The sequence below is a fragment of the Terrabacter aeriphilus genome, assembly GCF_039542985.1.
GTDB classification, from domain to species: domain Bacteria; phylum Actinomycetota; class Actinomycetes; order Actinomycetales; family Dermatophilaceae; genus Terrabacter; species Terrabacter aeriphilus.
Window position 1 is genome coordinate 1 of record NZ_BAABIW010000027.1, and the last position, 25,606, is coordinate 25,606.

Annotated in this window: 26 protein-coding genes and 1 riboswitch; of the genes, 9 read left to right on the top strand and 17 right to left on the bottom strand. The window is 73.4% G+C overall.

What is annotated here, in order from left to right:
• Window positions 1-70: 70 nt before the first annotated feature.
• The 5 genes from ABD979_RS18380 to ABD979_RS18400 form a co-directional block, all read right to left on the bottom strand.
• Window positions 71-1,219 (bottom strand): VWA domain-containing protein, encoded by a 1,149-nt coding sequence (locus ABD979_RS18380; protein ID WP_345508967.1) that lies wholly within the window; start codon window positions 1,217-1,219, stop codon window positions 71-73.
• Between the two features lie 13 nt (window positions 1,220-1,232).
• Entirely contained in the window at window positions 1,233-2,258 is a 1,026-nt protein-coding gene (locus ABD979_RS18385; RefSeq protein ID WP_345508968.1) for a VWA domain-containing protein, read from the bottom strand.
• 32 nt (window positions 2,259-2,290) lie between these two features.
• Window positions 2,291-3,307, bottom strand: coding sequence for a DUF58 domain-containing protein (locus ABD979_RS18390; RefSeq protein WP_345508969.1), 1,017 nt, complete (start codon window positions 3,305-3,307; stop codon window positions 2,291-2,293).
• Window positions 3,286-4,383: an AAA family ATPase gene (locus tag ABD979_RS18395; RefSeq protein WP_345508970.1), complete on the bottom strand. Its 1,098-nt coding sequence runs from the start codon at window positions 4,381-4,383 to the stop codon at window positions 3,286-3,288. Before ABD979_RS18395 ends, ABD979_RS18390 begins: the two co-directional genes overlap by 22 nt.
• A gap of 135 nt (window positions 4,384-4,518) precedes the next feature.
• Window positions 4,519-5,463, bottom strand: coding sequence for a S1C family serine protease (locus ABD979_RS18400; protein WP_345508971.1), 945 nt, complete (start codon window positions 5,461-5,463; stop codon window positions 4,519-4,521).
• 106 nt (window positions 5,464-5,569) lie between these two features.
• Between ABD979_RS18400 and ABD979_RS18405 the strand changes: the two genes are divergently transcribed.
• On the top strand, window positions 5,570-6,523 hold the full coding sequence (locus ABD979_RS18405) for a CHAD domain-containing protein (RefSeq protein WP_345508972.1): 954 nt from the start codon (window positions 5,570-5,572) through the stop codon (window positions 6,521-6,523).
• Between the two features lie 241 nt (window positions 6,524-6,764).
• On the opposite strand, the gene ABD979_RS18410 is transcribed toward ABD979_RS18405, so the two are convergent.
• Window positions 6,765-7,796: a LacI family DNA-binding transcriptional regulator gene (locus tag ABD979_RS18410; protein WP_345508973.1), complete on the bottom strand. Its 1,032-nt coding sequence runs from the start codon at window positions 7,794-7,796 to the stop codon at window positions 6,765-6,767.
• Window positions 7,797-8,037: 241 nt separating this feature from the next.
• Here ABD979_RS18410 and ABD979_RS18415 point away from each other — a divergent pair, with 241 nt between their 5' ends.
• From ABD979_RS18415 to ABD979_RS18430, 4 genes are read left to right on the top strand one after another with little or no spacing between them, the layout of a single operon-like run.
• The gene (locus tag ABD979_RS18415; RefSeq protein ID WP_345508974.1) at window positions 8,038-9,402 is read left to right on the top strand and encodes an ABC transporter substrate-binding protein; all 1,365 of its coding nucleotides are present in this window, start codon (window positions 8,038-8,040) and stop codon (window positions 9,400-9,402) included.
• On the top strand, window positions 9,399-10,376 hold the full coding sequence (locus ABD979_RS18420) for a carbohydrate ABC transporter permease (RefSeq protein WP_345508975.1): 978 nt from the start codon (window positions 9,399-9,401) through the stop codon (window positions 10,374-10,376). The genes ABD979_RS18415 and ABD979_RS18420 overlap by 4 nt, the downstream gene beginning before the upstream one ends.
• Before the next feature lie 5 nt (window positions 10,377-10,381).
• Complete coding sequence (locus tag ABD979_RS18425; RefSeq protein WP_345508976.1) at window positions 10,382-11,206, top strand: carbohydrate ABC transporter permease; 825 nt, start codon at window positions 10,382-10,384, stop codon at window positions 11,204-11,206.
• Between the two features lie 42 nt (window positions 11,207-11,248).
• Entirely contained in the window at window positions 11,249-12,907 is a 1,659-nt protein-coding gene (locus tag ABD979_RS18430; RefSeq protein WP_345508977.1) for a glycoside hydrolase family 13 protein, read from the top strand.
• Here the strand turns inward: ABD979_RS18430 and ABD979_RS18435 are convergent.
• Entirely contained in the window at window positions 12,893-14,395 is a 1,503-nt protein-coding gene (locus ABD979_RS18435) for a sulfatase family protein (RefSeq protein ID WP_345508978.1), read from the bottom strand. The two genes, ABD979_RS18430 and ABD979_RS18435, sit on opposite strands and share 15 nt — an antisense overlap.
• 66 nt (window positions 14,396-14,461) lie before the next feature.
• Between ABD979_RS18435 and ABD979_RS18440 the strand changes: the two genes are divergently transcribed.
• The gene (locus ABD979_RS18440) at window positions 14,462-14,683 is read left to right on the top strand and encodes a hypothetical protein (RefSeq protein WP_345508979.1); all 222 of its coding nucleotides are present in this window, start codon (window positions 14,462-14,464) and stop codon (window positions 14,681-14,683) included.
• Between the two features lie 46 nt (window positions 14,684-14,729).
• Here ABD979_RS18440 and yidC read toward each other — a convergent pair whose 3' ends face one another.
• The 3 genes from yidC to ABD979_RS18455 form a co-directional block, all read right to left on the bottom strand.
• On the bottom strand, window positions 14,730-15,551 hold the full coding sequence (gene yidC / locus ABD979_RS18445) for a membrane protein insertase YidC (protein WP_345508980.1): 822 nt from the start codon (window positions 15,549-15,551) through the stop codon (window positions 14,730-14,732).
• A 91-nt stretch (window positions 15,552-15,642) separates the two neighbouring features.
• Entirely contained in the window at window positions 15,643-15,978 is a 336-nt protein-coding gene (locus tag ABD979_RS18450) for a hypothetical protein (protein WP_345508981.1), read from the bottom strand.
• A gap of 93 nt (window positions 15,979-16,071) precedes the next feature.
• Window positions 16,072-16,629: an AAA family ATPase gene (locus tag ABD979_RS18455; protein WP_345508982.1), complete on the bottom strand. Its 558-nt coding sequence runs from the start codon at window positions 16,627-16,629 to the stop codon at window positions 16,072-16,074.
• A 113-nt stretch (window positions 16,630-16,742) separates the two neighbouring features.
• Between ABD979_RS18455 and ABD979_RS18460 the strand changes: the two genes are divergently transcribed.
• Window positions 16,743-17,492 carry a potassium channel family protein gene (locus ABD979_RS18460; protein ID WP_345508983.1) on the top strand — a complete coding sequence of 250 codons (750 nt, stop codon included), beginning with the start codon at window positions 16,743-16,745 and terminating at the stop codon, window positions 17,490-17,492.
• A gap of 31 nt (window positions 17,493-17,523) precedes the next feature.
• Here the strand turns inward: ABD979_RS18460 and ABD979_RS18465 are convergent, their stop codons facing one another.
• Window positions 17,524-18,522 carry a DUF389 domain-containing protein gene (locus tag ABD979_RS18465; protein ID WP_345508984.1) on the bottom strand — a complete coding sequence of 333 codons (999 nt, stop codon included), beginning with the start codon at window positions 18,520-18,522 and terminating at the stop codon, window positions 17,524-17,526.
• Window positions 18,523-18,607: 85 nt separating this feature from the next.
• Between ABD979_RS18465 and ABD979_RS18470 the strand changes: the two genes are divergently transcribed.
• The gene (locus ABD979_RS18470) at window positions 18,608-19,213 is read left to right on the top strand and encodes a GNAT family N-acetyltransferase (protein WP_345508985.1); all 606 of its coding nucleotides are present in this window, start codon (window positions 18,608-18,610) and stop codon (window positions 19,211-19,213) included.
• 89 nt (window positions 19,214-19,302) lie between these two features.
• Here the strand turns inward: ABD979_RS18470 and ABD979_RS18475 are convergent, their stop codons facing one another.
• The 4 genes from ABD979_RS18475 to ABD979_RS18490 form a co-directional block, all read right to left on the bottom strand.
• Window positions 19,303-20,373 carry an alkene reductase gene (locus ABD979_RS18475; RefSeq protein WP_345508986.1) on the bottom strand — a complete coding sequence of 357 codons (1,071 nt, stop codon included), beginning with the start codon at window positions 20,371-20,373 and terminating at the stop codon, window positions 19,303-19,305.
• 272 nt (window positions 20,374-20,645) lie between these two features.
• The gene (locus ABD979_RS18480) at window positions 20,646-21,545 is read right to left on the bottom strand and encodes a CHAP domain-containing protein (RefSeq protein WP_345508987.1); all 900 of its coding nucleotides are present in this window, start codon (window positions 21,543-21,545) and stop codon (window positions 20,646-20,648) included.
• 4 nt (window positions 21,546-21,549) lie between these two features.
• A riboswitch (cyclic di-AMP (ydaO/yuaA leader) is annotated at window positions 21,550-21,742 on the bottom strand.
• Between the two features lie 223 nt (window positions 21,743-21,965).
• Window positions 21,966-22,766 (bottom strand): sortase domain-containing protein, encoded by an 801-nt coding sequence (locus tag ABD979_RS18485; protein ID WP_345508988.1) that lies wholly within the window; start codon window positions 22,764-22,766, stop codon window positions 21,966-21,968.
• A gap of 15 nt (window positions 22,767-22,781) precedes the next feature.
• Complete coding sequence (locus tag ABD979_RS18490; protein ID WP_345508989.1) at window positions 22,782-23,561, bottom strand: CHRD domain-containing protein; 780 nt, start codon at window positions 23,559-23,561, stop codon at window positions 22,782-22,784.
• A 262-nt stretch (window positions 23,562-23,823) separates the two neighbouring features.
• Between ABD979_RS18490 and ABD979_RS18495 the strand changes: the two genes are divergently transcribed.
• Window positions 23,824-24,231, top strand: coding sequence for a VOC family protein (locus tag ABD979_RS18495; RefSeq protein ID WP_345508990.1), 408 nt, complete (start codon window positions 23,824-23,826; stop codon window positions 24,229-24,231).
• Between the two features lie 4 nt (window positions 24,232-24,235).
• On the opposite strand, the gene ABD979_RS18500 is transcribed toward ABD979_RS18495, so the two are convergent.
• On the bottom strand, window positions 24,236-24,622 hold the full coding sequence (locus ABD979_RS18500) for an iron chaperone (RefSeq protein WP_345508991.1): 387 nt from the start codon (window positions 24,620-24,622) through the stop codon (window positions 24,236-24,238).
• A 142-nt stretch (window positions 24,623-24,764) separates the two neighbouring features.
• On the bottom strand, window positions 24,765-25,481 hold the full coding sequence (locus tag ABD979_RS18505) for a dienelactone hydrolase family protein (protein ID WP_345508992.1): 717 nt from the start codon (window positions 25,479-25,481) through the stop codon (window positions 24,765-24,767).
• Window positions 25,482-25,606 lie beyond the last annotated feature (125 nt).

The following is a 25,606-nucleotide window of genomic DNA, read 5'->3' on the forward strand; positions in this document are numbered from 1 at the left end:
CGACGCCACACCGCCCTGAAGGGACTCCCACCCGTCAGCCGTCTGTCACCAACGTCATGACCGAGTACACCTAGCTCGTCGCGCGGCGGAGGGAGACCACCATGCCGGCCAGCAGCAGCACTGCGGCAAGCACCCCCGCGGCCGCGCTGAGGTCGACGTCCTGCTCGCTCACGGTCACGTGCTTCGGCAGGTCGGCGAGCACCTGCCTGAGGCCGTCGGCGTCCGTCGCGGCGAAGTACTCGCCGCCGGTGGTCTGCGCCACCTGCTTGAGCGCCACCTCGTCGACGACGAGGAAGTTGCGCCCGCCCGACGAGCCCCCACCCACACCACCGAACCCGCCGAACCCGCCGAACCCGCCGAGGTCGCGTCCGCGCGGGACGACGCCGCCGTACTGGTCCGGGGTGCACGCCAGCTGGGTCGGGTTCGCCGTGCCGAAGCCGATCGGATAGACCCGCACGCCCCGCGCCGCGGCCTGCTCGGCCGCCTCGCCGGGCGTGACGCCGCGCGTGTTCGCCCCGTCGGTCAGCAGCACGACGATCTCGGGCGCCACGTCGGCCCTGGCGCCGCCCGGCCCGCCCGCCGCGCCACCGCCGGTCGACGACGGCGACGGTGTCGGCGTGGGCGACGGGTCGGACGCAGCCGGCCCGTCGCCCGTGGGCTCGTCGACCACGTCGGCCGGGGCGACGTTCGGGTCGAGCTCGGCGATCGCGTCGATCGAGCGGAGGATCGCCGCGCCGATCGTCGTGCCGCGCCCGGTCGAGACCGCGTCGAGCGCCGCGAGCAGCTCGTCGCGGTCGGCCGTCGGGGCCACCGCGAGCTGGGCGAAGCCGGAGAAGACGACGAGGCCCACTTTCGTCTCGTCGTCCTGGCCCTCGACGAACGTGCGCACGGCAGCCTGCGCGGCGCTGAGCCGGTTCGGCGCCACGTCGGTGGCACACATCGACCCCGACACGTCGAGTGCGAGGATGATCGTCGAGCTCGACGTCGGCACCTGCGCCCGCACGGTCGGCCGTGCGGCCGCCAGCCCGAGCAGCGCGAGCGCGCCGAGCACGAGCGCGATCGGCACGTGCCGCCGCCACGACCCCGTCCCGGCGCCGGCGGCCCGCAGCACCGCGACGTTCGAGAACCGCACGACCTGGCTGCGCCGGCGGCGCAGCTGCCACCCGTAGACCGCGAGGAGCGCCGGCACGAAGGCCAGCGAGACCAGCAGCAGCGGCACCCCGAACGACACGTCAGACCACCCGCCCCTGCCGCAGCACCGAGATCGTCGCCCCGCCGAGGAGCAGCAGCGCCGCGAACGCCGCCACCCACGAGGTCACCTCGTGCGGCACGGTCCTCGTCGTCCACTGCAGCTCGACGGCGTCGTAGACCGCGGCGAGCGAGGCCGCGTCCGTCGCCCGCCGGTACGTCCCCCCGGTCGTGTCCGCCACCTGCTGCAGCGCCGTCTCGTCGAGCGCCGTCGCGATGCTGAAGCCGTCGACCGAGATCGTCGCGCCCGCCGGGGTGCCGAGTCCGACCGGCTCGATGCGCACCCCCGCGGCCGACGCGAGCTCGGCTGCGGCCTTCGGCCCGCCCTCCGTCGTGTCCTCGCCGTCGGTGAGCAGCACGATCGCCGTGCCGCCGTGGTAGCCGATGGGCGTCTCGTCGGCCGCGCCCCGTTCCGCGTCGCCGGGCGGCTTGACGGGCTTGCCGACGATCGCGCCGAGCCCGCCGAGGATGCCGTCCGCGAGCGAGGTGTCCCCCGCCGGCCGCAGGCGCGCCACCGCCGCGAGCACCGCGGCGCGGTCGTCGGTCGGGCGCTGGGTCACCAGGCCCGTGCCGCCGAACGCCACGACCGCGATCCGCACGGATGCCGGTTGGCGCGCCACGAGGGCGCGCGCCGCAGCCTTGGCCGCCTCGAGCCGCGACGGCTTCACGTCCGTCGCCGCCATGCTGTTCGACACGTCGACGGCGAGCACCACGGTGCCCTCGCGGTGCGGCTCCGCGACGGCCGCCACCGGTCGCGTCAGCGAGAGCAGCAGCACGGTGACCGCCGTCAGCAGCAGCGCCGGCCCGACGTGGCGCCCCCGACCCCGCGGCCGCGCCACGACGAGCCCCTGCGCCGCGAGCTCGCGCCACCGCACCTCCTGCGAGCGCAGTGCGCGTCGGTAGCCGGCGACGAGCAGCGGCACGAGCAGCAGCCCCGCGAGCGCCCAGGGCCAGGTCAGCGACACCCCGCTCATCCCCGACACCCCGCTCATCCCCGACACACCGCTCATCCCCGACACCACACTCATCCCCGACACCCCCGTCACCGCCGTCTCCGGCGCCGCAGCTCGGCGACGCGCAGAAGCGTCCGCACGAGGTCGTCGTCCGTGCGCACGACGTGCAGGTCGACCCCGGCCCTCGTCGCGCGCGCCTCGAGGTCGGCCTGCCGCTCCGCGGTGACCGCTGCCAGCCGCTGACGGAACGCCACGTCGCTCGTGTCGACGAAGATCTGCTCGCCCGTCTCCGCGTCCTCGACGTAGACGCCACCGGCGTCGGGCAGCTCGCTCTCGCGCGGGTCGAGCACCTGCAGCGCGACCACCTCGTGCCGCCGCGCCAGTCGCGCGAGCGGCGCCTCCCAGCCGTCCACGGAGATGAAGTCCGACACGACGAGCACGAGCGAGCGCCGCCGGGCGATGCCGGCCGCCGCCGTCAGCAGCACCGACAGGTCGGTCACCCCGGCGTCCGCGTGTGCCGTGTGACGCCCGTCGCGCGTGGTGCCAGCACGTCGGCCCCGAGCCCGTCGTCCGAGCGCCGCGAGTCGCCCCCGGCCCGTGGCCGGCGACGGTGGGCCCGGCACGTCCGAGCGCGACTCGCGGCGGTCGAGGAGGGTCTTCGCGATGCGCAGCACCTGCGTGCGGCCCGACGCCGGGGGCACGACGAGCTCGACCGTGCGGTCGAGCACGATCGCCCCGACGCGGCCGCCCCCGCGCACGAGCACGTGCGCGAGCACCGTGGCCACCTCGGCGAGCACGAGGTCCTTCTGCCGGTCGACCGGCCCGAAGCCCATCGACGCCGAGTCGTCGAGCAGCAGCCACGCGGTCAGCTCGCGGTCCTCGACGAACTCGCGCACGTAGGGCTCGTCGAGGCGGGCCGTGACGTTCCACTCGATGTGGCGCAGGTCGTCGCCCGGCGCGTACTCGCGCAGGTCGGTGAAGTCGAGTCCCGACCCGCGGAAGAGGCTGCGGTAGTCCCCCTGGAGCCGGCCGTCGAGCCGCCGCACCACCCGCCACTCGAGGCGCAGGAGCAGGCTCTCGGCGCTCAGCGCGGCGGTCGCGTCCATGTCGCGCTCTCGGCTGCCGGGCTGCCGAAGGAGTCAGCCGTCGCCCCACCCGCAGCCCCACCCGCCGGCCCTGCGTCGTCGACCTGGGGCGACCGCTCGCGCATCGGCGCCGTCGGCACGGGCACGGCCGCGAGCAGCGGCGTCAGCACGTCGTCGGGCGAGAGGTCCTCGGCGAGCGCCTCGTAGGAGAGCACGATCCGGTGGCGCAGCACGTCGCGCGCGAGCTCGCGCACGTCGTCGGGCAGGGCGTGGTCGCGACCGCGGAGGAAGGCCAGCGCGCGGGCCGCGAGCACGAGGTTGATCGACGCGCGCGGGCTCGCGCCGTAGGTGAGCAGCCGGGCGAGGTCGTCGCGGCCGACGCCCGCAGGCTCGCGGGTCGCGGTGGCGAGCCGGACGGCGTACTCGATGACGGCGGGGTCGACGTAGACGGCGTCGGCCTGGCGCTGGAAGCCGCGCAGCATCTCTGCGTCGAGCACCTGAACGGTCGCGACCGCCGAGGCGATCTGGCGCTCGACGACGACGAACTCCTCTGCGGCAGAGGGGTATCCGATGAGCACCTTGAGCATGAAGCGGTCGACCTGCGCCTCCGGCAACGCATACGTGCCCTCGGACTCGATGGGGTTCTGCGTCGCCATGACGAGGAACGGGTCGGGTGCCGAGAACGTCTCGCGCCCGATCGTCACCTGCCGCTCCTGCATGACCTCCAGCAGCGCGCTCTGCACCTTGGCCGGCGCGCGGTTGATCTCGTCGGCGAGCACGAGGTTGGCGAAGACCGGCCCGAGCGAGACCTGGAACTCGCCGTCCCTCTGGTTGTAGATCCGGGTGCCGACGAGGTCGGCGGGCACGAGGTCGGGCGTGAACTGGATGCGCTGGAACTCGCCGCCGATGGCCTGCGCGAGGGTCTTGATCGCCATCGTCTTGGCGAGCCCCGGCACGCCCTCGACGAGCAGGTGGCCGCGCGCCAGGAGCGCGACGAGCATGCGCTCGACGAGCACGTCCTGCCCGACGATGGTGCGCTTCACCTCGTAGAGCGCCTGCTCGAGCGCCGCCCGACCGGTCGGTGCGTCACCGTCCATCTCGTCCTCCTCGTCGTCCGGGTCGTCCAGTCGTTCCGATCGTCCAGTCGTTCAGATCGTCCAGTCGTTCAGGTCGTGCACGTCGTTCGGGTCGATCGCGTATGCCGGGAGCGCCTTGGGCGTGCCCGTGCGGTGTCAGCGGGGCGGGCTGCCCGCGGCCCCGCCGGCGGTCGAGATCGGCACCGCGAAGCCGATGCCGACGAAGAGGCTTTCGTCGGTGGGGTTGGCGAGGCCCGTGACGATGCCGACGACCTGGCCGGCCCGGTCGAGCAGCGGCCCGCCGGAGTTGCCCGGGTTGACCGCGGCGTCGATCTGGATGAGGTGGTCGAGCCGGCGGCTGCCCTCGACGCGCACCGAGCGGTCGAGCGCCGACACGACCCCGGCCGACAGCGAGTCGACGAGCCCGAGCGGGTGCCCGACGGCGAAGACCGGGGTGCCCACCTGCACGCCGCCGCCGAGCGTCGCGGGCACGACGGTCTCGGGCAGCCGCGACGGGGTGAGGGTCGCGATGTCGTTCTCGGGCTGCTCGTTCGCGACCTTGGCCGGCGACCGGGTGCCGTCGGCGAACGTCACGGTGATGGCGGTCGAGCCGTCGACGACGTGCAGGGCCGTCAGCACCGTGCCGTCCTCGTTGACGACGACTCCCGCGCCGCTGCCCTCGCGGGCCCGGCCGGCGACGGTGTCCTCCGTCTGGATGAGCACGAGCGAGGGGGCGATCGCCGCGTGCGCGACCGAGCCGTCCGCGGGCGCGGCAGCGTCGGCCTCCGCCTGCCTCGCCAGGCCGCGCTGCACGCTCACGTCGACGTCGCGCTGCGTCAGCACGGGTGGACCCGGCGGCCGCGTCACGGCATACGTGCCGGCGACGGCGACGACGAGGAGCGCCGCGAGCGCCCACCACCACGCGCGACGCGGCACGGCGGCGAGACGGCGCCGTCCGCGGGCCCACCGCCCGGGTGGGTCGGCCCGTGCCGGTTCGTCCGGACCGTCCCGGTCGAGCAGCCCGTGCGGGGGCGCGGAGACCCTGGCACCGGGCCCGGGGGCGGCGGCGTCGGGGGCGGGTGGAGCGGAGACCCGGGCCACCCTTGCGACTCTACGTTTCGATCGGCCCGAGCGGGAGGGCTGCCGAGGGTTCACAGGTTCCGGCGAAGTGGGGACGCGGAGGCCCCCGGCTGGGTAGACATGGCCTATGCCGTCGGCCGGTTCCCTGCTGCACCAGCGCCTGACCGAGCAGCGCGGTGCGCTGAGGTCGGCCGAGGCCGCAGCGCGGGCGGGGCAGCCGACCGGGCTGCACGACGTGCGCGTGGCGATGCGCCGCCTCCGCAGCGCGCTCTCCTCGTTCCGCTCCCTCGTCGACCCCGGGGTGACCGAGCCGCTGCGCGACGAGCTGCGGTGGGCCGCCGGCCGTCTGGGCTCCGCGCGCGACGCCGAGGTCGTGGCGGAGCTGACCGAGAGGCTGCTCGGGGCCGGGCGGCCGGCGGGGCTCGGCGAGGCGGTCTCGGGCCTGCGCGCCCGGATGCGGCTCGATGCCGTGGCCGCCTCCGACGCGGTCGACGACACGCTCGGCTCGGAGCGGTTCGCGGCGGCGCTGGCGCTGCTCGACGCGATCGTGGCCACGCCGCCCTTCACCGACGAGGCCGCACGCCCGGCCGAAGAGGTGGCGGCGGAGGTGCTGCAGCACGAGGTGGAGCGCGTGCGCCGCCGCGTGGCGGCCGCCCGCGAGGCCGTGGCCGAGTCGCGGGCCGCGCGTCGGGCCGGGGAGGGCCTGCCCGTCGACGAGGACCGCCTGGGCCCGAAGCGGCCGTCGGAGCCGGTCGCCGCGCGCCTCCACGAGCTGCGCAAGGCGGTCAAGCGCCTGCGCTACGCCGCCGAGGCCGTCGCCCCCGTGACGGGCAAGCGGGTGCGTCGCCTGGCCAGTCGCGCCGAGGAGGTGCAGACCGTGCTCGGCGACCACCACGACGGGACCGTCGCCGTGGGCACGCTCCGCCACCTCGCGCTCGACGAGGGGGCCGGTGAGGCGGCCGCCTTCCTGCTCGGCCACCTCGAGGCCGACGAGGAGCGCGCCGTGGCGCGGCTCGAGCGCCGCGCCACCAAGGCCGTCGCGCGGCTCGAGGACGCCGCCGAGCGCGCCCTCGCCGACTGAGCGCTCGACCACACCCCGGACCACACCTCCGGACCACACCTCCGGACCTTCCTTTGGGACCTCGTCCTCCGGTCACTGCGTCAGTGACCCGTTTCGCGGGTCACTGACGCAGCGGTCGAGCCGCCCGCGCCACGCCGCGGCCTCCGGCGCCCAGAGCCACCCCTCAGAGCCACCCCTCAGAGCCACCCCTCAGGGCCACCCCTCAGGGCCACCCCTCAGGGCCACCCCTCAGGGCCACCCCTCAGGGCCGGCCCGTCGGGCGGGGTGGGGCCGTGCTCCCGCGGACGACGAGCTCGGTCGGCACCGTCGTGGAGCGGTGCGGCGCGGCGCCGCCCGCCAGCAGGTCGAGCAGCAGGCGCCCGGCGATGGCGCCCTGCTCGCCCGGCTGCTGCCGCACGGTCGTCAGGTCGCACAGCTCGGCGAGCGGATGGTCGTCGATGCCGACCACGGAGAGGTCGGTGCCGGGGCGCAGCCCGGCCCGGCGCAGCGTGCGCATCGCACCGAGGGCCACCTCGTCGGAGTGCGCGAAGACCGCGGTGGGAGGGTCCGGGTGGCCGAGCAGCCGGCTCATCGAGGCCGCGCCGTGCTCGCCGCCCCACGGCGCGGTCACGACGATGCTCGGGTCGACGGGGATGCCGGCGCGCTCGAGGGCCTCGTAGTACGCCGGGGAGCGGGTCGAACGCAGCCGTGGCTGGTCCGGGTCGAGCGCCTCGAGCATGCCGATGCGGGTGTGGCCGAGGTGGAGCAGGTGGTCGACGGCCTGGCGGCTCGCCTCGTGGTCGTCGATGTGCACCGAGGGGTAGCTCGCCCACTGGCCACCGGCCGCCACGATGTGCACGCCCATGGTCTCGAGGCGGGTGCGCTCGGCCTCCTCGACCTGGAAGCCGATGACGACGACGGCGTCGACCTTGCGGCGCGCGGGCAGCCGGTCGAAGAAGTCCTGCCGGTCGGCGACGTCGCCCACCTGGTAGAGCAGCACGTCGAGCTCCGCCCCGCGCAGCACCGAGCCGAGCCCCTCGACGACGGCCCCGAAGAACCAGCGCGAGAGGTGCGGCACGACGAGCGCGACGCGGCCGGTGTTGCCCTTGGCGAGCCGGGACGCCTCGGGGGAGACGACGTAGTGGTGCTCCTCGGCCACGCGCAGCACGCGCTCCCGGGTGGCCGGCGCGACGTTCTTCGCGTTGCTCAAAGCGCGAGAGGCCGTGCCGACGCCGACGCCCGCGAGGCGCGCGATGTCGACGAGGGTCACCTTCGGCGGTGTCGCGTCCGTCACCTGTCCCACCCTAGGCCACTGGAAACGCTCCCACCAGATCCATGGTCGAGTTCTGCCTTGATCGCGAGGTTGGGAGCGTTCAGCCACGAGATTCCCCACGGGAGCTCTTGACAGCGCGCCCGGTGAGCCTCACTCTCGAAACTGGAAGCGTTTCCAGCATCGGTCCCAAGGCCGCCGCTCGACGGGGACGCACCGCCGGAGGCACGAGGCCCCGGCCCTTCAACGGCGCAGGAGGATCACCATGCAGGTCGCAGCACAGCTCTCCCGTCCCACCCGACGGACGATCCTCGGGATGCTCGGCGTCCTCGGGGTCGCCGGCGCGGCCGCGTGCTCGGCGCCCGGCCCGGCGGCATCCGGAGGCGCGGCCGCGAACTCGACGCCGACCTCGGTCAGCACGTCGCTCGGCACGGCCCCCGTCACCCTCAAGCTCTACGACGGCCAGGGCCTCAAGGCGGTCGACGACGCGCTCATCGCCGCGTTCACGAAGAAGCACCCCACCGTGACGATCACGCCGACCTACGACCCCGACAACGTGACGACGCAGAACCAGCCGCGCCAGCTCGCCTCGGCCACGCCGCCCGACCTCGTGCGCGTCATCTCCGTGACGGCGGGCACGAAGAACGGCCTGCTGACGAACCTCGACGCGTACGCGACGGCATACGGCTGGGACGAGCTGCCCCCCTCGCAGCTCGCGCAGTTCCGCGCGAAGGACGGCGTGGCCGGCTCCGGCTCGCTCTACGCCAAGGCGAGCGGCTTCACGATGACGGGCCTCTACTACAACAAGAAGCTCGCGGCTCAGGTCGGCATGAGCTCGCCGCCGAAGACGGTCGACGAGCTCGTCGGCTACATGGACAAGGCCAAGGCGGCCGGGCTGACCGGCATGGTCGTGCACAACAAGGAGGGCGGTGGCGTCTTCCCGATCCAGCTGCTCCTCAACTCCGCGATGGGCCCCGAGAAGGTCTCGCAGTGGGTCTTCAACGCCCCCGGTGCGACGATCAACACCCCGGAGGCCGTCGCCGCCGCGAAGACGGTGCAGGGCTGGAACTCCGCCGGGCTCTTCCCGGCCTCGGTCAACGCCCTCGACGCCACCGCGGCCGACGCACTCTTCGCCTCCGGCAAGGGCCTCTTCTTCCCGTGGGGCAACTGGGACGCGGCCAACCTCGACACGACGATGCCCGGCCAGGTCGGCTTCTTCCCGATGCCGCCCGCGACGGCCGGCGGGCAGGTCGCCGCGATGTCCGACGCCGCCACCGCCTTCGGCATCCCGTCGAAGTCGGCGAACAAGGACGCCGCCGCGGCCTTCCTCGACTTCCTCTCGAGCGACGAGGCCCGCCAGATCGCCGTCGACAACGGCTTCATGCCGAGCGGCCTCAGCTCGCAGGCGGCCCCGTCCATCAAGAGCGGCTCGGTGCTCGGTGACGTGACAAAGGCCTTCGGCGACGTCTCCGCGGCCGGCGGCCAGGTGCCCTTCGTGCAGAACGCGACGGCCGGCATCAGCAACCGCGCGTGGACGCCCGAGAGCCAGCTGCTCCTCGGGGGCAGCTCGACGCCCGAGCAGTTCCTCACCAACGTGCAGGCCAAGTACGAAGACGAGCTGAAGCGATGACCACCGTCGACGGCCTCACGGCCCCCGTCGACGTCGCCGAGGCCACCGATCCGACCTCGCGCCGCGTCCTGCGGCGCGGGGGCGGGGGGTGGTCCGCGGGACGGTCGGTCGGCTCCCGCGCCCGCTGGGCCGGCTGGCTCTTCGCCCTCCCCGCCCTGGTCATGTACGCCGTGTTCGAGCTCTACCCGATCGTCACGGCCGTGCAGTACTCGTTCTTCGACTGGGACGGCATCAGTGCCAGCACGCCGGTCGGCCTCGCCAACTACACCCGGGTCTTCACCGAGCCGCAGCTGCTCGCCTCGATCGTGCACTCCTTCATCCTCATCATCTTCTTCACGTTCCTGCCCGTCCTGCTCGGTCTCGTCGTGGCCTCGATCGTGCGCGAGATCCGGTCGAAGTGGGCGGGCGGCGCGGCGCGCACCCTGATGTTCCTGCCGCAGATCATCCCCGGCGCGGCGTCGGCCATCGCGTGGACGTGGATGTACTCGCCCGACGGCGCCGTCAACCAGATGCTGCGGGCGCTCGGCCTCGAGTCGCTGACGCGGGCCTGGCTCGGCGACTTCACGTGGGCCCTGCCCGCCGTCGGCATCATCGGCACGTGGCTCGCCACCGGCCTCTGCACGCTGCTGCTCATGGCCGGCATCGGCAAGATCGACGCGAGCCTCTACGAGGCCGCCTCGCTCGACGGCGCGAACCGCATCCAGCAGTTCCGGGCCATCACGCTGCCCGGCTTGCGCCAGGAGATCGGCGTCTGCGTCACCATCACGATCATCGCCGCCCTCGCTAGCTTCGACGTCGTCTTCATGTCGACCCAGGGCGGCCCCGGCTACTCGACCCAGGTGCCCGGCGTGCAGGTCTACCAGCTCGCCTTCACCGAGAACCGGATCGGCCAGTCGTCGGCCCTCGCCGTCGTGCTCAGCCTCATCGTGCTCGCGGTCATCCTGCCCATCCAGCGCTTCTTCAGAGAGAAGTGATCCCCGTGCTCGCTCGCCTGCGCGACACCGCGCCCAAGACCGTCCTGCTCACCGCCGCGGCGCTCTTCTCCGTCTTCCCGCTCCTGTCGATGTTCTCGGCCGCCCTGCAGCCGCAGGGCAGCGCGCCGGCCGGCATCTCGTTCCCGACGAACCCGCAGTGGCACAACTTCGTCGACGCCTGGAACGTCGCGAACATCACGACCCTCGTGCAGTCGAGCGCCGTGCTCGTGCTCGGTGTCGTGCCGATCGCGATGCTCATCTCGTCGATGGCCGCCTACGCCATCGCGCAGCTGCGGATCCCCTTCGGCAACGTCTTCTTCCTGCTGCTGCTCCTCGGGCTGACGCTGCCCTACGAGATCGTCGTCGTGCCGCTCTACTACCAGATGCAGCAGCTCGGCCTGCTCAACACCCAGATCGGCCTCATCCTGCCGCTCATCGGCCTCAACATGCCCTTCGCCGTCTTCTGGATGCGCACGCACTTCCAGTCGGTGCCGGCCGAGATCTCCGAGTCGAGCTCGATCGACGGGGCGGGTCCGTGGAAGGCGTTCCGGCACATCCAGCTGCCGCTCGCGGTGCCGGCGCTGGCCTCGCTCGGGGTGCTGATGTTCCTCAGCACGTGGAACCAGTTCCTGCTCGCCATCGTGCTCATCGACGACCCGGACAAGCGCACCATGGCCGGCGCGCTGCAGGGCTTCGTCGGTGCCCACTCGACCGACGTCGTGCTGCTCAACGCGGGCGCGCTGCTCATCATGGCGCCGACGATCCTCGTCTTCCTCGTCTTCCAGAAGTACTTCATCCAGGCGATGCTCGCCGGCGCGGTCAAGGGCTGAGCACGGATGCCGTCCCCCTTCGTCACAGAGAGCCTGACCGACATGTCGACGTCCTTCGCGTCCGCGACGCCGGTGACCCCCGACCGGGACTGGTGGCGCCGCGCGGTGATCTACCAGATCTACCCGCGCAGCTTTGCCGACGGCGACGGCGACGGCATCGGTGACCTTCCCGGCATCCGCAGCCGGCTGCCCTACCTCGCGGCCCTGGGCGTCGACGCGATCTGGCTCAGCCCCTTCTACCCGTCGCCGCTCGCCGACGGCGGCTACGACATCACCGACCACCGCGACGTGGACCCGCGGCTCGGGACCCTCGAGGACTTCGACCACGTGGTCGCCGACGCGCACCGCCTCGGCATCCGGATCGTCGTCGACATCGTCCCGAACCACACCTCCGACCAGCACCCGTGGTTCGTCGAGGCGCTCGAGGCCGGCCCGGGCTCCCCCGCGCGCGAGCGCTACATCTTCCGCGACGGCACCGGACCGGACGGGAGCGAGCCGCCGGCCGACTGGCGCTCGCACTTCGGTGGCTCGGCGTGGCAGCGCGCCGGGGACGGGGAGTGGTACTGCCACCTCTTCGCCCGCGAGCAGCCCGACCTCAACTGGGACCACCCGGAGGTGCGCGCCTACTTCGAGGACACGCTGCGCTTCTGGGCCGACCGGGGCGTCGACGGGTTCCGCATCGACGTCGCGCACTCGCTCGCCAAGGACCTCTCCCACCCGCTGCGCAGCCAGCCCAACCTCGACGCCGTGCTGCCGCTCGACGGCACCGACCCGCTCTACGACCGCGAGGAGGTGCACGAGATCTACCGCTCGTGGAGGAAGGTCTTCGACGAGTACGACCCGCCGCGGATGGCCGTCGCGGAGACGTGGACCCCGACGTCGAGCCGCACCTACCTCTACGCGCGGCCCGACGAGCTCGGGCAGGTCTTCGACTTCTCGCTCCTCAAGGCGCAGTGGCACCCGGAGCAGTTCCGCTCCGTCATCACCCGATCGATCAGGGAGCACTCGCAGATCGGTGGGGCGATGACGTGGGTGCTCTCGAGCCACGACGTGCCCCGGCACGCCACGCGCTACGCCCTGCCGCTCGACACCGATCTCTACGCCTGGCTGGCCGGCGACGGTCGGGGCGTCGAGCTGGACGAGGCCACGGCCCGGCGGCGCGCCCGCGCGGCGACGCTGATGATGCTGGCGCTGCCGGGCTCGGCCTACCTCTACCAGGGCGAGGAGCTCGGCCTGCTCGAGGTCGCCGACCTGCCGGCCGAGAGCCTGCGGGACCCGGTCTTCGAGCGCACCGGAGGTGAGCTCAAGGGGCGTGACGGCTGCCGCGTCCCCCTCCCGTGGACGAGCGGGGGGCCGTCGTTCGGCTTCGGTGCCGACGGCTCGTGGCTGCCCCAGCCCGACTGGTTCGGGGCGTATGCCGTGTCGGCGCAGTCGGGCGACCGCGGCAGCTCCCTCGAGCTGTACCGCTCGGCGCTTGCACTGCGGCGCACGCTGGCGACCGACGACGACTTCGCCTGGGTCGAGAGCGGTGACCCCGAGGTCCTGCGCTTCGCCCGTAGAGACGGCTGGGAGTGCCTCGTCAACTTCTCGGCGCGCGAGGTCGACGTGCCCGGTCGGCCGCTGCTGTCGAGCACCGGTGACCTGGGGCCGACGCTGGCCCCGGAGGCAGCGGTGTGGTTCGTGCCCTCAGCGCCGGTCTGAGAGCAGGCGCGGGACCGGCTGGTCCGGGTGGGGCTCGTCGCCGAGCTCCGCCTGGGCCAGCCACAGGCGTGCCTCGAGCTCGGCCCGCACCTGCGCGTGGGCCGGGTCGTCGGCGACGTTGTGCAGCTCGTCGGGGTCGGCCTCGAGGTCGTAGAGCTCCCACTCGGGGTCGAAGCGGCGGTCCGAGCAGCCCGGCAGGCCGAGCCCGTCGTTGTAGAAGTAGATGAGCGTGTGGCGGTGGGTGCGGTAGCCGTAGTGCGCGCCGACCTGGTGGCTGCGGTCGTCGTGCATCCAGTAGCGGTAGTAGAAGCCCTCGTCGTCGCGGTCCCTGTCGGCCTGTGAGACGACGGGATCGGTGAGGTCGGCCCAGAACGACCGGCCCTGCATCCGTGCGGGCACCGGCACTCCCGCGGCCTCGAGCAGGGTCGGTGCGATGTCGACGTTGGTGACGATCCGGTCGAGCGCCCGGCCCGGCTCCACCGCGCGGGGGTAGGAGAGCACGAAGGGCATCCGGATCGACTCCTCGTACATGAAGCGCTTGTCGAACCAGCCGTGGTCGCCGAGGAAGAAGCCCTGGTCGGAGGCGTAGACGACGATCGTGTCGTCGAGCTCGCCGCGATCCCGGAGCCAACCGGTGAGCCGACCGACGTTGTCGTCGACCGAGGCCACGCACGCGAGGTAGTCCTCCATGTAGCGCTGGTACTTCCACAGCGCCTCCTCCTGCGCCGAGAGGCCCTCCGGCACGGGCTGCTTGAGGTCCTCCGCCGTGAGGTGGTCGGCCACGCGCATGGCGGCGCGCCGGGCGGTGTCGGACCGTCCGGCGAGGTCGTCGGTGAAGGTCGGGGGCACCGGGATCGGCGTGCCGCCGAGGGGCCCGCCCTCGGCATACAGCCCCGCGTGGGCGGCATCGGGCTCCCACGGGCGGTGCGGCGCCTTGTGCCAGACGAGCACGCACCACGGGGCGTCGCTGCCGGAGCCGCCCTGCGACTCGACCCAGCGGATGGCGAGGTCGGTGATGAGCTCGGTGGCGTAGCCCGGCTCGACGCGGACGCCGTCCGGGGAGCGGAAGCGTGGGTCGTGGTACTCGCCCTGGTCGATGAGCGCCTCCCAGTGGTCGAAGCCCTGCGGGTCGTGACCGACGCCCTCGCTCGACCCCTCACCCATGTGCCACTTGCCGACGAAGGCCGTGCGGTAGCCCGCCTCGCGCAGCGCCGTGACGAAGGTCGGCTGCGAGGCGTCGATGAAGGTGTCGAGCGTCGTCACGCCGTTGACGTGGCTGTAGGTGCCGGTGAGGATCGAGGCCCGGCTCGGCGCGCAGAGCGAGTTCGTCGCGAAGAGGTTGTCGAGCCGGGCGCCCGCGGCGGCGACCGCGTCGATGTGCGGGGTGCGGTTGACCACCGAGCCGTAGGTGCCGATGGCGTGCGCCGCGTGGTCGTCGCTCAGCAGGAAGACGATGTTGGGCCTGCGGGTCGGGGGCTCGGCGGTCATGGCTTCATCGTGCACCGCCCATCGTGCGCCGTGGAACGCAGCCGCCCGGTGTGGAGTCCGAGCGGCATGGACGTCGACCTCCCGTGCCCCATCTGCGCCGCCCCGACGATGACCCCCGGCGACATCGTCGGCCGTTCGCCGGGGGTCAAGTTCAAGTCGTCGGGCCCGGGCCTGCTCGGCGACCTCACCGGCACGCTCATCACGCGCGGCATCTTCAACCACAGCGCCCGCGCGCTGCGTTGTGACGCCTGCGGCACCGTCGTCGTGCCCGCCCCAGACCGGCAGTGAGACGTGAGGCCGAGGCCGAGGCCGAGGTCGTGGTCGTGGTCGTGGTCTAGGTCGTGGTCGCGCGCCGGAGGGCGGCGGGCGAGCCGGGCGTCGGCGCGAAGCGCCACACGAGGCCCTGCTGCGCGAAGGTCCAGGCGTTGTTGACGAACCAGTAGACGACGAGCCCGGCCGGCACGAACGCGGCGGCGGCGAGCACCCCGAGGCCGCCGACCCAGGGCATGAGCCGCTGGACCGTCGCCATCGCCTCGGGCAGGTCGGTCGGGTCGGTCATCGGCAGCACGAACCACCGCTGGGTCAGCAGGCTGAGCAGGGCCGCCCCGAGCGCCACGGCCGCGAGCAACAGGCCGCCCGGCACGCTCGCGCCGAAGGTCGTGCCGAGGTGGCCCGTCAGGTGCAGGCCCGCCACCGAGGCGGCCGACGCGGAGGCGACGAGGCCGGCGTCGAGCGCGCCGACCGAGTGACCGGCCGCGAGGTCCGACACGACGCGGTAGAGCGCGTAGAACAGCGGCAGCTGCAGCAGCACCGGGGCGAGCCCCCACGCCGAGACGCCGTGCTCGGCGTGGATGCGACGCTGCTCGGCGCGCATCGCCGTCAGCTGCTCGAGGTCACGGCTGCCGGCATACCTGCGTCGCAGCTCGCGCAGCTGAGGCGCGGCGTGCGCGCGGGCGTGCGCGGACCGCACGCCGTGGACCGTCACCGGCAGCAGCACGGTGCGCACGGCGACGACGAGCAGCGCGACGGCGAGCAGCCAGCCACCTGCCGAGCTGGGGCCGAGCCCGAGGGCGGTGGCGAGGTGGTGGGCGGCCGCGAGCACGGCCGCGACGGCATGGGTGAGGGGGGTCAGGAGGGTGGACAGGACGTCGGGCACGGGTGAGCTCCTCGGCTCGGGCCGGCGTCGGGTGACGCGGCCGGGTGACTGGGTGGGCACGGGCCCGCGCGCCGCTCTCGCGACGGACGGGTCAGCGCCGGCCCGGTGCCCGGGGTCGCCGAGGACAGCGGGGCGCGTCGACCGCGCACCAGTAGGCGGTCGACGCCGGCACCGCGCCGGCCACACCCGAGGGCCGCGCCCGCACCGGCACCGGCCCCACGGGCCGGGCCTGCCGGGCGGTGAGCGCGATCGCGAGCAGGCCGACGGCGCCCGCCGTGACGAGCACGTGGAGGGGGCTCGCGTCGCCGGTCGTCGCGAGCAGCACGACGAGCGTGGCGACGAGCGAGGTCAGGAGCGTCGCAACGACGACCCGCACGCGCGCGGCCTCCGTCGTCAGGGCGTGGAGGCGGTCTCGTCGGTCGTCCACGGGCCACCTCCTGCGCGTCGTCCCAGTCGTCCCGGTCGTCTCAGCCGTCTGAGCGCCGGTTCAGTGCCGGCTCGGTGCCGGTTCGGTGCCGGGTCAGCGCTCGTCCGGCTCCATTGTCCCACTGCGCGGCGGGGCGTGCCGACGAGGCTCGGCCCACAGCGCGTCGACGGCTGCCACCTGCTCGGTGAGGGCGAGGCCGGTGACGTCGAGGGCGTGGTCGGCACCGAGGCCGGTGGCCGCGTCGGCGCGGTGGAGGGCGACGAACTCGTCGTCGGTGAGCCAGACCGTGCGGGTCGCCGCCCGACGCCACGCCTCCTCGAGCGTCACGGTGAGGTGGACCACGACGACGTCTTCGAGCAGGGCGCGGTAGGTCCCGACCGTCGCGGGCGTCAGGACGTCCGCGACGACGACGTCGATGTCGGCCGCCGCGAACGTGCTCGCCAGTGCGCAGGCGTTGACGACGCCGAGCCGCTGCTGGCGCAGCCCCTCCGCGCCGTCCCACGGCGCCGCGCCGCCCGACACGACGAGCTGGCGCACGTCGTCGACGTCGACGACCGCGCACCGCTCGCGGGCGGCGGCGAGGGCGTGCGCCGTCGTGGACTTGCCCACGGCGGGTGGTCCGGTCAGCACGAGCACGGCACGTGACGGCATACGACCATGCTGTCGTATGCCGGGTGGCCGGGCCCGTTCCGGTGCCGCGGCCGGGTGGTGGTCCTATCCTCGGCCTCGGGGGCACCGCGGGCGACGGGGAGGAGGCGGGACGGATGACGGCACCGGCTCCACGTCGGCCGGGCGCGGTCGCGGACAACCGGCTGCTCGACCGGTTCGACCTCGTGCTGCTGCTCGTCCTCGCCGTCATCGTCAGCCAGGCGCTGCTCGACACGCGCGGGTCGGTGTGGGGCTCGTTCGTCACGCACGCGACGACCGGCCTCGCGCTCGTCGTCGCGACCCGTGCCTCGGGAGCCCGACGCCGGGTCCGCCGCGCGCTCGACGTGCTCGTCGCCCTCACCGTGGTCAGCAACGTCGTGCTCCTCCTGTCGTCGGGCGGCCGGCCCGTGTCGCCGGACGACCTGCAGCCCGAGGGCGTCTGGCTCGGCGCGGCCGTCGCGCTGCCCGTCATCATCGGCCGCCGCCTGCTCGAGCACCCGGTCGTGCGGGTCCAGACGGTGCTCGGCGCGGTCGCGGCCTACCTGCAGATCGCCGTCGCCTACGCCACGCTCTTCCAGACCGTCGACGGGTTGACGGCGACGCACTTCTTCGGCGCGCAGGTCTCGACCACCGCGTACACGTACTTCAGCCTGACGACGATCTCGACGGTCGGCTACGGCGACCTCGTCCCGGCCACCGACCTCGCCCGGCTCGCGGCCACGAGCGAGGCCGTCGTGGGCCAGGTCTTCCTCGTCACCTTCGTCGCCCTCATCGTGTCGCGGTTCGCGGCCGGGCCGGGTCGGGGAGCGCGGCGCGCGCGCGACGACGCCGAGCACGCGGACGACGCCGAGCACGCGGACGACTGACCGTGGCGCGGGCCACTGGGCTCAGGTGGTGTCAGGTCGTCGAGCCGAGGTCGAGGCTCTCCCCGACGGAGCGCTCGAGCACGACCGGGATACCCGTCGGCAGCTGCGTGCTGAGGTCGCGCATCAGCGTGGCGGTCGGCGGCAGGTCGGTCGGTGCCCTGACCTCGATGACGAGGCTGAAGCCCTGGTTGGTGACGTCGACGACCTCCGCGCCCGGCGTCGACGCGAGCCAGCTGCCCGCCGACGCGCGGCCGACGTCGGTCAGCTTCGCCACGGCGAGGGCGATGAGGCTGTTGAGCACGATCGGCACGAGGACGAGGAGCACGAGCAGGGCGAAGGTGACCCGCACCCGGTGGCGCGCCCGACCGCCCTGCTCCCGGACGGCGCTCGTGTAGCCGAGGGTCGTGAAGACGAGGCTCCCGGCGAAGACGAGCGCGAGGAAGTTGGAGAGGAAGAGCACGAGCGCGCCGAAGGCGAGGCTGGGGCTGCCCTCGGCGAGGCAGATGCCGACGACGCAGAGCGGCGGCACGAGCGAGATCGAGATGGCCACGCCGGGCAGGATCGCAGCCACGTCACGCCGGGCGAGCGCGATGGCCCCGGCGAACCCCGTCGCGAGCGCGCCGAGGAGGTCGACGAGGCGCGGGCTCGTGCGGGCGGCCACCTGCGAGTTCGACAGCAGGTCGTAGGGGCTCGGCAGGAGCAGGGAGAAGAGCGCGCCGAGCCCGATCACGACGAGCCCGCCGAGCACGACGAACTTCACGCCGCCCGTGCGCTCGCGCTTCACGAGGGCGAGGGCGGTGCCCATGATCGGCGTCGACAGCGGCGCGATGATCATGGCGCCGATGACGGTCGCGGTGGAGTCGGCGATGAGCCCGGCGCTCGCGATGCACGCGGCGAGCACGAGCATGGTCCAGAAGGCCGATCGCTTCGAGAGCGTGTCGCCCTCGTTGAGGTCGAGGTCGGCGGTCAGCTCCTCGAAGGTGCGGCGCTGCCGCTCGGGCAGCACGCGGGCCCGGATGGCCGTGAGCATGGCGTCAGTCTGCTGGAGGACGACCGCTCGCGTGGGCGTTTCCCGGCCGTCGGGCCCGGTCGCCAAAGCCCCTAGCATCGGCGCCATGCCTGACCGACCCGTCCTCCCCGACCTGCCCGGCGCGGCCGAGGTGCCCCTGCCGACCCGCTGGCTCGTGCGTGACGCCACGGCCGACGACGCGGCCGCGTGCGCGGCCATCTACGCGCCCTACGTCACCGGCACGACGGTCACCTTCGAGACGGAGCCGCCGGACGCCACCGAGGTGGCCCGGCGCATCGCCGCGGCGCAGGAACGGCACGCCTACCTCGTGCTCGAGGAGGACGGCGTGGTCGTCGGCTACGCGTATGCCGGCCCGTTCAAGGCGCGCGCGGCCTACCGGTGGTCGTGCGAGGTGTCGGTCTACCTCGCCGGGCACCGTCGCGGGCTCGGGGGCGGGCGCAGGCTCTACGAGGCGCTGCTCGAGCGGCTGGCTGCCCGGGGCTACCGCACGGCCGCGGCCGGGATGACCCAGCCCAACGAGGCGAGCGCGCGGCTGCACGCGGCGCTGGGGTTCGAGCCCGTCGGCACCTACCGCGCCATCGGCTGGAAGCTCGGCGCCTGGCGCGACGTCACGTGGGTGCAGCGCGCCCTCGGCGATCCTCTCGCCTCGCCCGACCCGCCGGACGGCCAGGACCCGCCCGGCCCCGCCTGACGGCGCGCCCGAGGCGCGACGGTGCCCACCCGACCGGGAGGTCGAGTGGGCACCGTCGTGAGTCGCGAGGGGGCGTCTGCCCCCTGCGGTCAGGGCAGGGTCGGGTAGTCCGTGTAGCCCTCGGCGCCGCCGCCGTAGAAGGTGTCGGCGTTCGGCTCGTTGAGCGGGGCGCCCTCGCGCCAGCGCCGCACGAGGTCGGGGTTGGCGAGGAACTCGCGCCCCACGGCGACGAGGTCGCCGAGGTCGCGCTCGAGGATGTCCTCGACGTCGGCGAGCTGGGTCACCGAGCCGAAGCCGCTGTTGAGGATGACCGGGCCGCCGAAGCGCTTGCGCAGGTCGCGCACGACGTCGGCCTCCGGGTCGCCGAGGATGCTGAGGTAGGCCAGGCCCAGCGGGGCGATGCCCTCGACGAGCGCCTCGTACGTCGCGGCCGTGTCGGCCTCGTCCTGCTCGAGCACGCCCTGGATGTTGTGCGCGGGCGAGACGCGGATGCCGACGCGGTCGGCGCCGATGGCCTCGGCCACGGCCTTCGTGATCTCGATCGTCAGGCGGGCGCGGTTCTCGGGCGAGCCGCCGTAGGCGTCGGTGCGCTGGTTGCTGCTCGGCGCGAGGAACTGGTGCGGCAGGTAGCCGTTGGCCGCGTGCACCTCGACGCCGTCGAGCCCGGCGGCGACCGCCTGGCGGGCGGCGTGGACGAACTCCGCCACGAGCCCGGGGATCTCCTCGGTCTCGAGGGCGCGCGGGACGACATACGGCTGCTGGCCGTTCGCGGTCACGATCTCGCCGGGCGCGGCGATGGCGCTCGGTGCGACGCTCTCGAGCCCGCCCTTGTTGTCGGGGTGCGCGATGCGGCCGGCGTGCATGAGCTGGACGACGACGTGGCCGCCGCCCGCGTGCACGGCGTCGGCGACGAGGCGCCAGCCGGCGACCTGCTCGTCGGAGTGCATGCCGGGGGTGTCGAGGTAGCCCTGGCCGACGGCGCTGGGCTGGGTGCCCTCGGTGATGATGAGGCCCGCGCTGGCGCGCTGGCCGTAGTACTCGGCGTTGAGCTCGGTGGGCGCCTGGCCCTCGCCGGCGCGGTTGCGCGTCAGCGGTGCCATGACGAAACGCTGGGGGAGGTCCCAGCGGCCGATGCGGATGCTCTCGAAGGCCGTGGACACAGGCCTGCTCCTCACTGTCGCGGACGACGGTCGAACGGGTGGTCACTCACGTGATGAGGCCCACCGGACTGGTAGAGCCTTCAACCACCTACCCGAAAGACAAGTCCGGGCCGTCGCCCCGCATTCCTCGGCGCCCGTGTGGCGAGCACCACGCCGCCGTGTGCCGGGTGCGTCCGGGCGCGACGAAGGGGAGGACGCCAGTGGCATCCTCCCCTTCGCGGAACGCGTGAGACCGGGTCAGAACGCGTGGGACCGCGTCAGACCCCCGTGGGTCACGGCGCGTAGATGTAGCGCATGCCGCCCTGGTCGGTCAGCGTGCGGGTGTTGTAGTTGTACGCACCGGCGAGGGCGTTCATCTCGACGATGGTCACCTCGTTGCCGTTGACGGCCGTCACCCAGCCGACGTGGCCGACGCTCGAGGAGCCGTGGACGCCGGGCTGCATGACGAGGATGGAGCGCGCGCGCGGCGTGCCGCTCACGGTGTAGCCGGCGCTCGCGGCGCCCGAGGCCCAGGCCATGGCGTTCCCGGCCCAGCCGCCGGGGTAGTAGCCCTCGGACTGGTACCACTTGTTGAGGGCGCCCCACGTGCACTGGCCACGGGTGGCCCAGTTGCGCGAGGAGTGCGAGCCCGAGGAGGCGCTCGGCGTGTAGTCGTTGCTGCTCGACTTCGACGACGACGTGCTCTTCGTCAGGCTGCGACGCGTCAGGTCGCGCGAGGCGCGCTGCGAGGCCTCGCGCTCGGCCGCGGCCTTCTGCGCGGCCTTCTTCGCAGCCTTCGCGGCCTTGGCGGCCGCGCGCTGCTCCTTGACCTGGACGTCCTCGATGACGCGCACCTTGGTGGGCGTGCGCTTGGCGATCGCCTGCTGCACGGCCGGCGCGAAGCCGATCTTCGACAGGGCGCTCGGCGCGGTGGTCGTGGCGGCTGCGGCGGCCGGGCCGACCGCGGCCGGGGCTGCCTCGACGCCGGCGGCGGCGACGGCGCCGTTCGCCGACGAGACGGTGTCGGCGCTCGCGGGGTTCGCGAAGGTGGCGACGAGCCCACCGGTGGCGGCGACGACGGCCGCGCCCTTCATCGCCGGCTGGGCCGACTCGCGGGCGAGGAGCTTGAGTTCGTTGAGTGGGTTGTGACGGCCCGGCGCACGGTGGCGCCCGCGGGTGGTCTCGTGGTTCACGGGTTCTACCTCTCCGCGCCTACGAAGTTAGCTGTCGGGTTCGGGCGGAAAGGTGCCCGGTCCGTGGCCGGGAAGCGAACGAGTCGCGGCCCGGTGGAAGGACTTCACCCCAAGGGCGTCCGAAGTCGTTGCGCCGGACGCCCGGAGAAACGTGTGGTTCCTCCGCTCCTGTCACAAGGTCTGTGCTCTCCCGGAAGGCGGTGACAGGACTAGGCGGTCCGCCTCACGAGAGTCCGACCGGTGGCCGGACTCCCGGAACTGTAGACGAATCAACTGGCAAAAGTCACGCCAAGGTAACGGTGCCGCGCCGTGCTCAGCCGCGATTGTCGGCTTTGAGGTACTTGACCAGCCCTTTACCTTCGCCAGGACCGCCCGGGAATGAGACGCACGTCACAGAGGCGTGGCGCGGGGGTGGGCTTGTCAGGCGCCCGACGTGAGGTGGCCGAAGACGATGACGTTGTCGCGGTACTCGTTGCGCGCGTCGGTGGGGCCGCCGCACGTGACGAGCCGGATCTCCGAGCGGGTGAAGTCGCCCCTGTAGACGGCCTCGGTCGGGAAGCTCGACTTGCGGTAGCTGGCCACCCGGTCGACCGTGAACGTCAGGTGCGTGCCGTCCTGGCGCGACACCTTCACGACGTCGCCTGCCTTGACCTTGCCGAGCTCGGCGAAGATGCCGGGCACGCCCGACGGGGTGTCGACGTGGGCCGCGACGACCGCCGGCCCGAGCTGGCCCGGGGTCGGCCCGTCGTCGTAGAGCCCGACCTCCTGGGCGGTTCCGGGCACCGAGATGGTTCCGTCGCCCTGCACGTGGAGCGGCACGAAGTCGCTCGAGCGCAAGCCGATCGACGGGATCTCGATCGACGTCAGGGCGGACGCCTCGAGGAAGGGCCCGATGCCGGTCCCGCCCGCCGGCGTCCCGCCCTGACCGGGGGTCGCCGACGGGCCGGAGGTCCCCGTGCCCGGCGTGCGGGCCGTGCTCGGGGTCGTCGCGGTGCTCTTGGTCGTCGGAGTGGTCGGCGTCGCGGTGGGCGCCGTGCTCGTCATGGTGCTCGTCGTCGGGACGCCGGCCGCCGCGGGCTGCGGCGGTCCGGACGTCCCGCGGAGCCCGAGCACGAGAGCGACGACCCCGACGACGAGCAGGATCACGGTCGCGGCGGCCGCCACCCCGGCCGCACCACGGGAGGTGGTGCGACGGGGCGTCGGCTCGGTGTGCTCAGGCATGGTGGATCCGGCCGATCAGGCGCGCGACCGCGCGCGACGGGCCGCGAAGACGCCGGAGCCGAGGGCCGCGACGAGCGCGCCGCCACCGACGAGGAGGAGGGCGTCGTTCGTGCCGCCGCTCTTCAGGGTGTCGGTGGGCAGGCCGCCACCGGTGTGCATGCCGCCGGCCGGGGCGACGCGCAGGGCGCCGCAGAGGGCCGGGTCGGTGGCCTCGGTGGGCAGCTTCGGGTCGAGGTCGCTCTTGGTGTCGCCGGAGTACTTGCCGTCGTGGTTGTGGTCGACACCGTGGATGACGACGACGGACTGGCCGGCCGAGATGGCCGTCGCGACCGCGTCGGAGACCTTGATGCTGCCGCGCTGGTAGGTCAGCTTGCCGCCGGGCGCGGTGTCGAAGCGGTCGATCGCGAGACCCGACTTGGGGCTCGTGTCGCCGGTCTTCGTCAGCGAGACGACGATGTCGCCGTAGGCCGGTCCGCCCTCGGTGGTGTTGAGGTGCCCGTCGCCGTTCTTGTCGTCGGACAGGACCGGGCACTCGTGGCGGGCCTCGGCCCCGAAGTGGATGTGGGCGGCGTGCGGGTTGTCGGGCAGCAGGCCGTTGGCGGCCATGGTCACGGTGATCCGGTTGCCGTCGACCTCGACCATCGCGGTGCCGCTCCCGGCGACGTCGCTGCCGGCGACCGGCTTGAGGTTGGCGCTGACCCAGGCGTCGGCCGCGAAGGCCGGCCCGACGCTGAGGGCCATGGCGGCGCCGGCCGCGAGGGTGGCGCCGGCGATCCGAGTGGTGGTGGTGCGCATCTGTTCTTCCTCCTTGATGAGGAGACAAGAGCCGTCCATCGTGGGGCTCAGACGGGGTCGTCGTCGACCGTCTCCGAGGTGTGCTTCGCCGCCACCAGCAGGTTGGATTGGGGTTCAAGCGAAAAACTTTCCCGATCGCACCCCGGGCGGCCTCCGAGCGGGCTTCACTGGAGTGGTGCCGGACCGCCCGCGCCCCCCGTGCACCACCCCTCCGACGACGGCAACAGCAACGACGACAACGACGACGACAAGGAGCACCGCCGTGCTCGAGAGCTCCCACGCGTTCAGCGGTTTCTCCGTCGACGACGTCGACGCGGCCCGCACCTTCTATGCCGACACGCTCGGGCTGTCGGTCAGCGAGGCCAACGGCATGCTGACGCTGCACCTCGCGGCCGACGGCGGCGAGCGGCGTGTGCTCGTCTACCCGAAGCCGAACCACGCACCGGCGAGCTTCACCGTCCTCAACTTCCCCGTCGAGGACATCACCTCGACCGTCGAGGAGCTGGCGCGGCGCGGCGTCGTCTTCGAACGCTACGAGGGCACGCCGATGGAGACCGATCCGCAGGGCGTCTTCCGGGGAGGCGGACCGCTCATCGCCTGGTTCACCGACCCGGCGGGCAACGTGCTGTCGGTCATCGAGAGCACGCCCGAGAGCTCGTCGAACGGCTGAGCCCTCAGGAGGCGGCCTCATCGGCCTCGGCGGCAGACCTGGCCCGTCGGCGCTCGAGGCACAGCTCGGTGATCTCGCCGATCAGCTCGAGCGGGACCGGCCGGCTGATCGGGAAGCGCACCGTGTCCTTGGACCGGCGGTAGGGCCCGATCGCCTCCTCGAAGTCCTCGTCACCGGTCGGCACGGGGTAGAGCCCGACGTGGTTCTTCCAGCCCGCGTAGTAGATGAGGGGCTTGCCGTCGAGGGTGAACGAGGCCATCCCGTAGCTGATCTTCTCCCCGGCCTGGGGTGCGACCTCGCGGATGGCGTCCCGCACACCGGCGAGCTGAGTTCGCGTCTCCTCGTCGTAGGAGGCGATGTAGTCATCGACTGACGCGAATCTCGGTGCCAATCCAGGTCCTCACTTCTGCGTCGGGACCGGTCTCATGGGGTCCTTCGACTGTATGGCGCTCACGGGGATCAAGCAAAAGAAAAACGTGCAATCTCGAAGCTTGGTGACAAACCTACGCAAAACAGGGAGCACACGGAACAGCTCAGGCGTCGAGCCATCCCTCTCCGGCCAGGACGCGCGCCACGGTGCCGGTCGCGGGCCGGTGGAGCAGGGTCGAGACCGCGAAGTCAGCGGCCAGCCGCTCGAAGACGTGACCGCGCCGGAGCATCGCGTGCTTGGCGCCCGAGACGGTGACGAAGCCGACCCGGGCCGTGCGCGCGAGGTCACGCGCCACCGCGGCCGCGTTCGCCCGCGGGGCCACGCGGTCCTCGTCACCGTGCACGAGGAGCACGTCGCGCCCGGTGAGGTCGATGCGCCCCTCGGTGGGGTGCAGCCAGGGGTTGAGGGCGACGGCGCTGACGACCTGGTCGGCGCCTGCGGCCAGCAGCGCGGCCCGGCCGCCGAGCGAGTGGCCGACGAGGCACACGGGAACGTCGGCGCCCCAGCGCTCGGCCACCTGGCGCAGCGCCCAGCGCACGTCGTCGACCGGCGTCTGCTCCGCGTCCCAGCCGCGGCTCGAGTTGAGCAGCCGCTGCACGGCGAGCTCGCCGCGGCCGGCGACGGCGAGGCGACCCGCCACGGGCACCATGCGCAGCACGGACAGCTGGGTGGGGCTGACGCGCGTCGGCCGCTGGCGCGCCGCGCCACCGTGGAGCACGAGCGCGACGCCGCGCGGTCGCCTGGGCGTTGTCGTGTCGACGAGTCGCGCGTGCGTGCGCGTCGGGGTGTCGTATGCCGTCACGTCGGTCTCAGCGCTCACGCCGGGGATTCGTTCCCGACGGCTCGGCGGATGGCTCGGGGCGGGCTCGGGTCATGCCCGCCCCGTACCCCGCCACGGGCAGCACCGCCCCCGGCAACGGCCGCTCCGTCTCACAGGCGCCTCGT